Annotated in this window: 9 protein-coding genes; 1 reads left to right on the top strand and 8 read right to left on the bottom strand. The window is 66.8% G+C overall.

The features are described 5' to 3' along the window. Positions 1 to 2: 2 nt before the first annotated feature. From GGR25_RS18190 to GGR25_RS18170, 5 genes are all read right to left on the bottom strand, one after another. A complete protein-coding gene (locus GGR25_RS18190) occupies positions 3 to 1019 on the bottom strand; it encodes a formamidase (RefSeq protein WP_183400227.1) in 1017 nt (338 codons plus the stop codon). 7 nt (positions 1020 to 1026) lie between these two features. Beyond that, positions 1027 to 1953, bottom strand: a complete 927-nt coding sequence (locus tag GGR25_RS18185) for an ABC transporter permease (protein ID WP_183400226.1) — start codon at positions 1951 to 1953, stop codon at positions 1027 to 1029. Positions 1954 to 1955: 2 nt separating this feature from the next. Further along, positions 1956 to 3068: an ABC transporter permease gene (locus tag GGR25_RS18180; protein ID WP_183400225.1), complete on the bottom strand. Its 1113-nt coding sequence runs from the start codon at positions 3066 to 3068 to the stop codon at positions 1956 to 1958. Positions 3069 to 3161: 93 nt separating this feature from the next. After that, positions 3162 to 4277: a BMP family ABC transporter substrate-binding protein gene (locus tag GGR25_RS18175; protein ID WP_183400224.1), complete on the bottom strand. Its 1116-nt coding sequence runs from the start codon at positions 4275 to 4277 to the stop codon at positions 3162 to 3164. 296 nt (positions 4278 to 4573) lie between these two features. Next, positions 4574 to 5533 carry an isopenicillin N synthase family dioxygenase gene (locus tag GGR25_RS18170; RefSeq protein ID WP_183400223.1) on the bottom strand — a complete coding sequence of 320 codons (960 nt, stop codon included), beginning with the start codon at positions 5531 to 5533 and terminating at the stop codon, positions 4574 to 4576. Positions 5534 to 5686: 153 nt separating this feature from the next. Between GGR25_RS18170 and GGR25_RS18165 the strand changes: the two genes are divergently transcribed. After that, on the top strand, positions 5687 to 6862 hold the full coding sequence (locus GGR25_RS18165; protein ID WP_183400222.1) for a fumarylacetoacetate hydrolase family protein: 1176 nt from the start codon (positions 5687 to 5689) through the stop codon (positions 6860 to 6862). An 81-nt stretch (positions 6863 to 6943) separates the two neighbouring features. Here the strand turns inward: GGR25_RS18165 and GGR25_RS18160 are convergent, their stop codons facing one another. The 3 genes from GGR25_RS18160 to GGR25_RS18150 all read right to left on the bottom strand — a co-directional run bounded on the left by GGR25_RS18160 (position 6944) and on the right by GGR25_RS18150 (position 11374). After that, entirely contained in the window at positions 6944 to 7969 is a 1026-nt protein-coding gene (locus tag GGR25_RS18160; RefSeq protein WP_183400221.1) for a nucleoside hydrolase, read from the bottom strand. A 356-nt stretch (positions 7970 to 8325) separates the two neighbouring features. After that, positions 8326 to 10158 (bottom strand): ABC transporter ATP-binding protein, encoded by a 1833-nt coding sequence (locus GGR25_RS18155; protein WP_183400220.1) that lies wholly within the window; start codon positions 10156 to 10158, stop codon positions 8326 to 8328. Positions 10159 to 10324: 166 nt separating this feature from the next. Further along, positions 10325 to 11374 carry a zinc-dependent alcohol dehydrogenase gene (locus GGR25_RS18150; RefSeq protein ID WP_183400219.1) on the bottom strand — a complete coding sequence of 350 codons (1050 nt, stop codon included), beginning with the start codon at positions 11372 to 11374 and terminating at the stop codon, positions 10325 to 10327. Between the last annotated feature and the right edge of the window lie 126 nt (positions 11375 to 11500).

The raw sequence follows: 11500 nt of genomic DNA, 5'->3' as shown, positions 1-11500 counted from the left end.
TCCTATTCCGCCGCTTCGGCGCGCTTTTCGCCATAGAGGCGCGTCGGCGCCGGGAAGCCGCAGGACGTGCCGTCGGTGACGACGATCTGGTCCTCCCAGGGCAGGCGGTATGTCCCGGCAGCGAGGTCGGTCATGTAGGTGTAGGGGCAGTCCTGCGCCCCGCCCTTGACCGCGACATAGGCGCGGTGACCGAACTGATAGATATTGTTCTCGACGCCCCAGTTGATGCGGGCCTCGCGCACCAGATCCGGACGCACCTCGGCCGTGATGATCTCGTCCGGCCGCCCGTTCGTGCCATGCGCGATGATCGAGCCGTCGAAATTGACGATCATCCCCTCGCCCATGGAATCGAAGGTGCCGTCGGACCCCGACATGCACACATTCGCCGTCACCATGAGGTTGCAGAAGGAGTTGGACTGGTTGGTGAAGCGCCAGCTCTCGCGGATCGGCGCGGTATAGCCGGCCGTGCGGATCATGATCTCCGCGCCCTTATAGGCCGCCTCGCGCGCCATCTCCGGGAACATGCCGTCATGGCAGATGATGAGGCCGAGCTTGCAGCCCTTCGGCCCGTCGATCACGGGAATGCCGAGATCGCCCGGCTCCCAGGGCTCGACGGGGACCCAGGGATGGAGCTTGCGATAGTAGAGTTTCAGCGCGCCCTGATCGTCGATGATGACGCCGGAATTATAGGGATTGCCGCCGGGGTTATACTCCATGATGGAGAAGCAGCCCCAGATCCGGTGCTCCTTGCAGGCGGCCTTGAAGGCGGCGATCTCCGGCCCGTCCAGCGAGCACATGATCGCCGGATTGGTGTCCATCGACAGGCCGTGCAGCGCATATTCCGGAAAGACGACCAGATCCATGCCGGCATTGTTGCGCCGCGCCTTGCCGACCAGTTCCACGATGCGCGCGGTCTGACGGGCGAGATCGGCCGGCGTCACCGTGACCGGAAGCTGCAACTGCACCAGCCCGATGACGACGCCGTTTGGCGATTTGTTGAGACCTCCGAGACCGTTCATTTCTCACTCACTTGGTGATCGACAGTTCGCCGGGCGCGCCCTTCAGCGAGCGCTTCGGCGAGACCGAGGCGATCATGATGAAGAGCGTCAGCAGGTAGGGCGCGGCGTTGAAGAAGTAGTAGCCCTGCGTGATGCCGACGGATTGCAGTGCCGGGCCGAGCGCGCCGGCCGCGCCGAACAGCAGCGCCGCGCCGAAGCAGGCGAGCGGATTCCAGCGCGCGAAGATGACGAGGGCGACCGCCATCAGGCCCTGGCCGGAGGAAAGGCCCTCGCTCCAGGCGCCGGGATAATAGAGCGACAGGAAAGCGCCGCCGACACCGGCGAAGAAGCCGCCGACCGTCGTCGCGAGGAAGCGCACCCAATCCACCGAATAGCCCATGGCGAGCGCTGCCGGCGCGCTGTCGCCGGTCATGCGCACGATGAGGCCCCAGCGCGTGTTCTTGAACGCCCACCACATGAACACGGCGAGCGCGATGCCGATGAAGAACAGCGGGTTGATCTCCAGCGCCGAGCGGACCTGCGGCAACGACGACCAGCCGCCGAGCGAGATCGAGGGCAGATGCGGCGCCTGTGGCTGGATGAAGGGCTTGCCGAAGAAGAAGGCAAGGCCGGTGCCGAACAGCATCATGGCGATGCCGATCGCGATGTCATTCACCTTGGGCAGCTTGCAGATATAGCCGTGGATCGCGCCGAAGAAGCAGCCGGAGAGGCCGGCGCAGAACACGCCGAACCAGGGCGAGCCGGTGAGATAAGCGACGGCATAGCCAGACATGGCGCCGAAGACGAGCGTGCCCTCGAGGCCGAGATTGATGCGGCCCGACTTCTCGGTCAGGCATTCGCCGAGCGAGACGAAGAGGAAGGGCGTCGAGACGCGGATGGCGCCGGCGAACATTGCGAGCGGGACGCCCCAGAAGCCGATATCGGTCTCGTTCATGGCTAGTTTCCCTTGGGACGGAAGAAGGCGAACCGCCCGTAAAGCGTCTCGCTGACGAGGAGCACCACGAACATCAGGCCCTGCAGCACCAGCACCGTGGCATCCGGCATGCCCATGCGGCGCTGGATCAGGCCGCCGGCCGCGGCGATGCCGCCGAGCAGGATCGAGACCGGGATGATGGCGAGCGCATTCTGCCGGGCGAGGAAGGCGACCAGAATGCCGGTGAAACCGTAACCTGCGGCGAGCGAGGCATTGGCGCGGCCCTGGACCGCCGCGACCTCGAAGAAGCCGGCGAGACCGGCGCAGGCGCCGGCGATGGCGCAGGAGATCACCATCAGGCGGCCGACCGAGAGGCCCTGCGCCCGGGCGGCGCGGACATTGCCGCCCGTGACCCGCGCCGCGAAGCCGAACGTCGTCCGGTTCATCAGGATCCACAGAGCGAGTGCCACCAGGACGCCCGCGGCGAGACCCCAATGGACGCCGACGCCGGGAATATTGCCGATCATGTTCGCGTCGCCGATCGGCAGCGTCGACGGCTTGTTCGGGTTGCCGGGATCGCGCAGCGCGCCCTCGACGAAGAAATTCATGATCGCGATCGCGATGTAGGACATCAGCAGGCTCGCGATGGTCTCGTTGATGCCGCGATAGTGGCGCAGTGCGCCCACGAGACCGATCCAGGCCGCGCCGGTCAGCGTGGCGCAGAGCAGCATGGCCGGCAGCACGACATAGTTCGGCGCCCCGGCATGAACGAAGGGGATCGCCGCCACGGCCGCCGTGAAGCCGCCGAGCACCAGCGCGCCCTCGCCGCCGACGATGGTGAGGCCGAGCCGTGCGGGAATGGCGACGCACAGGCCGGTGAAGATCAGCGGCGCCGCGCGGACCAGCGTGTTCTGCCAGGAGAAGCCCGTGCCGAAGCCGCCGCGCCAGAGCAGCGAAAAGAAGGTCGCCGGCGAATGGCCGAGCGCGAACAGGAACAGCGAGAAGATCAGCCCCGCCACGATCAGGGCGAAGAGCGGGATCACGACATATTCGGACGAGCGGCGGATCCGGTCGAGGAATTCCGCCGGAGCGGAGGCGGCGGGAGCGACGACGCCCTGGTTCACGGTATCGGCCATGGGGCTCTCCGGTCGAGGGAAAAGGGCTGGCACCGATCGCGCGGCGCCAGCCGCTCATGCGCAGACGAGCGGGCCGAGGCCCGCCCGCCAACCTCAGGTGATCGAACCCTGGACGCCCTCGACGAGGAAGTTGATCTGGTCGATCCACGGATCGTAGGGCGCGTGCACCGTTCCGGCCGGAATGACCTCGTTGCCCTTGTTGTCCTTCAGCGGGCCGATATAGATCGGCTTCTTGGCCCGCATGTCTTCCTTGGCCTTGTCGGCGGCCGCGATCGCCTCGGGCGAGGCGCCGGCGCCATAGGCCGTGTTCTGGACATAGTCGAGGTCATAGCCGCCGCCGGTGAAGTTCGGCAGCGGCTCACCCTTGGCCAGCAGGTCGGCGAACTTCTTGTAGATCGTCTCCCACTTGTATTCGGCGCCGGTGATGAAGCCCTTCGGCGCGAGATTGGCCTGCGAGGCATTGTGGCCAACGCTCTTCACGCCGCGGGATTCCGCCGTCTGGATCACGGTCTTCGGGCTGTCGACATGGCAGCCGATGACATCGGCGCCGGCATCGATCAGCGCATTGGTCGCCTCAGCCTCGCGCACCGGCATCGACCAGTCGCCCGTGAAGATTACCTGCACCTCGGCCTTCGGATTGACGCTGCGCGCGCCGAGCGCGAAGGCGTTGGCGTTGGACAGGACCGAGGAGATCGGCTTGGCGGCGACGAAGCCGAGCTTGTTCGACTTGGTCGAGAGGCCGGCGGCGACGCCGTTCACGTAGTGGGCCTGGTCGAGATAGCCGAAATAGGAGCCGGCGTTCGTCGGATCGCCTTCCTTCCAGAGCGGCGCGGCATGACGGAACTGCACGTCCGGATACTTCTTCGCCGCGTCGAGCATGAAGGGCGAATAATAGCCGAACGAGGTCGGGAAGATCAGCTTGGCGCCATCGAGCTCGATCATCGATTCCATCGTCTTGGCGACGGCGATCGTCTCGGGGACGTTCTCCTCCTCGACGACCTTGACGCCCGGAACGGCCGCCAGCGCCTTGGCGGCGACGGCGTGGGCCTGGTTCCAGCCATAGTCGTCGCGCGAGCCGACATAGATGATGCCGATGGTCAGATCCTCGGCATGAGCCGGGCGCCGGGTGAGCAGGCCGGCCGAAAGACCGATGGAGCCGATGGCGGCGCTCTTGAGAAGCGTTCTGCGGGATAGGGTGAAGGCGGACATGGACAGTTACCTCGTAGGACGATCATCGGCGCGGCAGATGGCCGTCACCGGGGTGCACCCGTTCTGGCATTCGCAACCGCCGTGCCAACTGAACGGAGATGGCGCGCGAATCCGAACAATTTTGGCTCAACCTTTTGATGGATCTGAATAATCTCGAATAGTGCAGTCGACGGGCGGGACAGACAGGCTTCATTCAGCGGTTGAGCGGCCATACCTCCCTGCGAGCACTGCATACAATTCGGGTGGATTGCATACATTTTGGCCGACCCCTGATCAGTCCGCCGCCCTCCCTGCCCTCAGGCGATCATGCCCGGCGCATAGGTCCGGCTCAGACGCTCGCGCAGATACGCCGCGCCCGTCGTCGGCGGGTAGCGCGCGGGGCGCTCCTCGGAGACGCAGCTCGGGATCGCGGCGACGGGCGCCTCGGGATTGGGATCGAGGAAGAATGGGATCGAATAGCGCTCGCGCCCGGAACGGTTGACCACGCGGTGCGGCGTCGAGACATAGACGTCATTGGTCCAGCGCATCAGGCAGTCGCCGATATTGCAGACATAGACGTTGGGGATCGGCGGCGCGGCGAGCCAGGTGCCGTCGCGCTTCCTGACCTCGAGCCCGCCGACATCGTCGGTCATCAGCAGCGTCAGGCAGCCATAATCCGTGTGCTCGCCCGCACCGAGCTGGCCCTCCTCGATCGCCGGCGGCTGCGGCGGATAATGCAGCATGCGGAGCGTCGACAGTGACTGGTCGAGCTTGTCCTCGAAGAAGTCCTCGGGCAGGCCGACATCGACCGCCACCGCGCGCTGCAGCAGCCGGCCGAGCGCCAGCACGCGCGCGAAATAGTCGAGCATCGTCTCGCGGAAGCCCGGCATGTCCGGCCACAGATTGAGGCCGCGGAACGGCTCGCCGGCCAGGATGCGCGGGTCGTCCGGCGCGAGGTCGAGGCCGATATTGAAGCCCTCCTTGAGATCGGCGGGCTTGGAGGGGTCGAGCGATTCGCCCTTCATGGCGATGAAGCCGCGATTGTGCTTCGACAGCGCGAAGGCGACCTCCTGCTTCTTCTCCAGCGGCAGCGCAAAGAAGCGGCGGGCGGTGTCGAAGACATGGTCGATCGTCAGCGACGGAATGCCGTGGCCGGCGACATAGAAGAAGCCGATCTCGCGCGCGGCCTTGCCGACCTCCCGCGCGACGGCTTCGGCCGCCCCGGGCTTTCCCGCGACCAGCGCGGAAACATCGATGATGGGAAGGGTCTCGGTCATGGCTGCGCCTCACGCAATGGATCGCCTTCCACGAGCAAGATACGTGCCTGCGCGGATGCGATAAGCGGTTGGCGCCGCCTTCGCGAAGCGTGTAGCGTGCCGCACCCGCGGGCGGCGAACGCCGCCATTTGAAGCGCCATCCGGAGGAACCCCATGCCGTTCGACACCGCCCCCGCCTTCGCCCTGCCCGACGACGCCGAACAGGCGACGCTGGTCGGGCGTGTCTTCCGGCCGGATGTCGACGGCCCGTCGGTCGTCGTGCTGCGCGGCGGCGATCTCTACGACATCACCGAAGAGGCGATCACGCTGCGCGATCTCGCCGAGCGCGACGACCCGGCCCGCACGGCGCGCCTCGCCGGCGGCGAGTTCATCGGCCGCCTCGACGAGATCCTCGACAATACGCCGCGCGAGACGCGCGACCGCTCCAAGCCCTGGCTGATCTCTCCGATCGACCTTCAGGCCGTGAAGGCGGCAGGCGTCACCTTCGCCGTCTCGATGCTGGAGCGCGTGATCGAGGAGCAGGCCCGCGGCCTGCCCGAACGCGCCAATGCGATCCGCGCCGAGATCCAGGCGACGATCGGCGACGATCTCGCCGGGCTGAAGCCGGGCTCGGAGCCGGCCATGGCGCTGAAGAAGCTGCTGATCGAAAAGGGCATGTGGTCGCAATATCTCGAGGTCGGCATCGGCCCCGATGCCGAGATCTTCTCGAAGTCGCAGCCGCTCTCGACCGTCGGCCATCTCGCCGAGGTCGGGATCCACCCGATCTCGAGCTGGAACAATCCCGAGCCCGAGGTCGTGCTCCTCGTCGCCTCGGACGGGCGCATCGTCGGCGCGACGCTCGGCAACGACGTCAATCTGCGCGATGTCGAGGGCCGCTCGGCCCTGCTGCTGTCCAAGGCCAAGGACAACAATGCCAGCGCCTCGATCGGCCCGTTCATCCGCCTCTTCGACGAGAATTTCTCGCTCGACGACGTGCGCGCGACCGATGTGCGCCTGACTGTGACCGGCGACGACGGCTTCCGCCTCGACGGCTCCTCGGCCATGTCGAAGATCAGCCGCGATCCGGCGGATCTCGTGAAGCAGACCATCGGCCGCAATCACCAGTATCCGGACGGCTTCGTGCTCTATCTCGGCACGATGTTCGCGCCGGTGCAGGACCGCGACGGACCCGGCAAGGGCTTCACCCACAAGGTCGGCGACATCGTCACCATCGCCGCGCCGAAGCTCGGCAAGCTCTCCAACCGCGTCGTGCTGACCCATGACGCCGAGCCCTGGACCTTCGGCACCGCCGCGCTGATGCGCAATCTCGCCGGCCGCGGCCTGCTCTAAGGCGGCGCACGCCGCCTCGGAGGCGCGCCATCGGCGCCTTGCCGGGACGAACCGTTCCCGGCAAGGCTGCCTGTCGTCGCCTTACTGATAGCGCCGGGCCGCGTTCACGTCGCGGGTCCACAAACGATGCAGCCCGGCGGGCGAAAGGGCGTTCGGCCCGCTCGGCCGCGGCCCGTAATGCGCACCCACCGGCGCGAAGCGTTCCGGGTGCAGCAGATACATCGCCGCGGTCTGGTCCCACATGAAGGTCTGGCCGCCGGGACCTCCGGCCGAAACAGGCACCTTGGCCGGGTCCCAGGTGTGCTGATTGGCCATCAGCGCCGCCTTGAGCGCACCGGGCAGGCCGTCGGCGCGAAGACCCTGGACCATGCCCAAAGACGGCGCATAGGGCGGATTCGCAGCCTCTGAAATATTGACCCAACTCGTCTTCGTGCCACGCAGCTGCTTCATGGCGATCCGGCATGCCCGCAGATCATAGCCGCAATTGAACAGATATTGGCCCGGCTTCAGCGTGGGGTCGCCGATCGGCTTCCCGGAGATCACCACATGGTCGAGCTTGGGCGCGAGCGCGGCGCTGTAGCGGATGAACGACGTGTAGGGCCCCGTGATCAGGAGATCGATGCGCCGGCAATCGGCGGTGGCGCGGGAAAGCTCCGCCACGAAATCGCGCAAGGGCCGGCGCGAAGGCGGCAGCGGGGCCGTCAGCAGATCGTTGACGCGGCCCATGCTCGCGCGGAAATAGAGCAGCCACGGCCAGTTCTTGCGAATATCGGCTTCCGAGCGGTGCGAGTCCGCACCGATGATGACGGGAATGGCGCGCTCGCTCGGCTCGGCAATCAGGCGGGAAGCGGCTGACGCCCCGGATTGCGCCGTCGAGACGCCCTCCGTGTTGACGATCGCGGCGACATGCCGGTTCCCGATCACCGCGGCGATCGCCATCATGTCGTCAATGTCGAAGTCGTTGTCGATGACCACGCATTTTTCGATGGCCGGACCAGCCTGAGCCGCCGGGGCGGTGACGCCCGCAAGCGGAACCATGAGGGCGAGCAGCGCCGTCAGGCGCCATTTCCAGCCACCGGCTCCACCGGCCCTGTTCGCATTCGTCATCGCTTCGTTCCGTCGTGTCGACATCGGGTTGCATCGCCGCGGCTGCGACGACAGGGTCGGCTGAGACGGGAGAGGACCGAAAGCGACGTACGGAACGAGGCTGCGATCACCCACGGCCTGCCGCGTCCCAGCGGCTTCCGGTGAAGATCGGAGCGGTTGGCGTTCACGATCGCGCGTTGCGGGCGATGGCCTTCAAGACGGCAATTCCTGGATTCCCCCCAGCCGCGAGCGAGGCTAGCACGCGCCGGAGCACGCTCGGAAGAGCCTTCCTGCAGGCCGCGGAGCTGCGCCGCGGCCGCCGTTGCTTCGGCGGCGCCATCACGGAACGGACGGGCTTGGAGATCGTCCCGGCGGGCCTATGCCGCCGGGCTGTGATGCTCGGCGAACTGGTAGCGGTAGAGCTTCTCGTAGAGCCCGCCCTTGCGCACGAGCTCGCCATGGGTGCCGCGCTCCAGAACGATGCCGTTCTCGATCACGGCGATCTCGTCGGCATGCACCACGGTCGAGAGGCGATGCGCGATGACGATCGTCGTGCGGCCCTGGACGAGCTTGTCGAGCGCGATCTGGATCACCCGCTCCGATTCCGAATCGAGCGCCGAGGTCGCCTCGTCGAGCAGCAGGATCGGGGCATTCTTCAGGATGGCGCGCGCGATGGCGATGCGCTGGCGTTGCCCGCCCGAAAGCTGGACGCCGTTCTCGCCGACGGTGCTGTCGTAACCCTTGGGCATCGCCATGATGAAATCATGGGCAAATGCATCGCGCGCCGCCCGCTCGACCTCCTCGTCGCTCGCGTCCAGCCGGCCGATGCGGATGTTGTCGCGCACCGAGCCGGAGAACAGGAACACATCCTGGCTGACGAAGGAGATGTGGTGGCGCAGCGAATTGACGGAGACGTTGCGGATGTCCTGACCGTCGACGCGGATCGCGCCCTTCTGCACGTCGTAGAAGCGCTGGATCAGAGACAGGAGCGTCGACTTGCCGCCGCCGGACGGGCCGACCAGCGCCAGGCGCTTGCCGTGCTCAACGGTCAGGGAGACGCCACGCACCACGGGCTCCTTGGCGCGATAGGCGAAATACACCTCGTCGAGCTCGATATTGCCGCGCGAGAAGGTGATCGGCGGCTTGTCGTCCAGTTCCGTCACGCTCGGCGGCGTGTCGAGCACGGAGAACAGGGCGCGGATGGCGACGAAATTCTCGGCGAGGCCGACATGCACGCGGGCGAGGCGCTTGGCCGGCTCATAGGCGAGCAGCAGTGCGGTGATGAAGGACATGAACTCGCCGGGCGTCTTGCCCGAAGAGATCGTGCTCCAGCCGGCATAAAGGATCACCAGGCCGACCGAGATGCCGCCGAGCGTCTCCATCAGCGGCGAGGTGCGCGCCTGCAGCTGCGAGATCTTGTTGGCGCGCTTCTCGACGAGATCGATCGCCGAGCCCATGCGCGCCTGCATATGGCCGTCGAGCCCGAACGCCTTGACGATCTTCGCGCCGTGCACCGTCTCCTGCATGATCGCGATGATCTGCGTCGCAGAGGTGAACTCGGAGCGGGCGATGCCGCGGATGCGCTTGACGAGGCGCGAGACGCCCACGATCGCGACGGGGGCGAACACGAAGGCGAACAGCGACATCATCGGCGCCTGGATCACCATGACGGCGACGAGGCCGACCAGCGTCACGAAATCGCGCGCGACGCTGACGACGAGCGTGTCGAGCAGACCCCGGATGGCCTGCGCGCCGACCGAATTGGCCATGATGAGCTCGCTCGACGCGCGCTCGTTGAAGAACTCGATGCCGAATTGCAGGCAGCGCTGATAGAAGCGCTTCTGATTCTCCGCCACGATGCGATTGCCGATGCGGCTCTGCACGACCATCTGGCCATAGGTCGCGGCACCCTTGACCACGAACAGCGCCATGACGCCGAACGAGAGCACCCAGAGCATCTCGACGTCGCGCTTGACGAAGATCTGGTTGACCACGTCGCGCATGATCCATGCGGCGAGCGAGGTCGTGCTGGCGACGATCAGCAGGAAGAAGATGGAGATGGCATAGCCGCGCCAATGGACGCGGAAATTGCTGCGCAGGACGCGCGCTATGATGCCGACCGAGCCGTTCTCGTCGGCGAGCGCCCGCTTGAAACCGGCCCAGCTCGGCAGGCGGCGACGGCGCTCCTGCTCCACGGCAGTATTGTTCATTTCGAGATCAGTCATATCACCCGGTCAGGCGCACGACGCGCGGCCGGACCGCTCTTCCGATCCGGTTCCCATAGGCGTCCTTGTACCGGGTGCCCCGTTCCGTGTCCATCGACGCCCGCCGCGGCCTTTGGCAGCGCCCCTTCCGGTGTCGGTCGCGACGTGCGGATCAGGCCGGCTCCACGACCAGTTTCACGCCGGAACGCGCCTTGACCAGCCCGATCCCCTTCTCGAAATCGGCAAGTTTCAGCCGTTCCGAGACAAGAGCCGCCGGATCGACGCGGCCCGATTCGACGAGGCCGATGACGTCGTCCCAGACGCCGGGGCTGCCGAGCGCCCCGCGCAGCATGATGTCGGCGGTCACGATCCGGTCGAGATCCACCCCATCCGCCTTGCGCCCCGCGAACAGGCCCTGCAGCACCAGCCGCCCGCCCGGCGCCACGGCCTCGACAGCCGTATTCACGGCGGCGGGATTGCCGGTCGCCTCGATGACCACGGCCGGACGCTCACCGCCCGCTGCCTCGACGAGGCGCTCGACGACGCGGCCATCGGCGATATCGATGACGGCATGTGCGCCGAGCCGTTCGGCAAGCGCCAGGCGATGCGGCGTCCCCCCGACGACGATGACGCGCCGCGCCCCGAACGCGCGCGCCATCTGCAACAGCAGCAGGCCGATCGGCCCGTCGCCAAGGATCGCCACGTCGTCGCGCGGCGAGACGGCGGCGATGCGCACGCCGTTGAACGCGACGGCGGAGGGCTCGATCAGCGCCGCCGCCTCGATCGGCACGTCACGCGAAATCTTGTGCAGGAAGAGCGCGGGAAAGCGGATCGTCTCGGCGAACGCGCCGGGGCGGTTGAGGATGCCGGTCTCGGTCCGGTTCGGGCAGCGGTGATAATTTCCGGCGAGACACACCGTACACTGCATGCAGCCGACGCTGCACTCGCCGACGACGCGATCGCCGCACTGGAAGCGCGCAACGCCCTCGCCGCAGGCGATCACCTCGCCGACCCATTCATGGCCCGGCACGACCGGATAGCGCGCCATGCCCATGGTGAAATAGGGCATCGTCCCGTCGAAGATCTCGACATCGGTGCCGCAAATGCCGGTCGCCAGCACGCGGATGGACACCTCGCCGAAGCCCGGCGCCTCGTCCGCCAGATTGCGAAGCGCGACGCTGCGCGGCGCATCGATGACGACGGCCCTCATATTTCGACGCATGGCTGCATCATGCCCTCTGGTATTTCCGCCCATGGCGCGAGATCGTTGCGTCTCGCTTGCCGCGAGTGTCATCCGCCGCGGCAGCCCCCGTCAATCGCGCCGATGCGCCGAAACCGAGCCTTGCGA

It is taken from the genome of Kaistia hirudinis (assembly GCF_014196455.1).
GTDB classification, from domain to species: domain Bacteria; phylum Pseudomonadota; class Alphaproteobacteria; order Rhizobiales; family Kaistiaceae; genus Kaistia; species Kaistia hirudinis.
The sequence above is the reverse complement of the archived record's forward strand: the minus strand, read 5'-3'. Positions and strand labels throughout refer to the sequence as shown.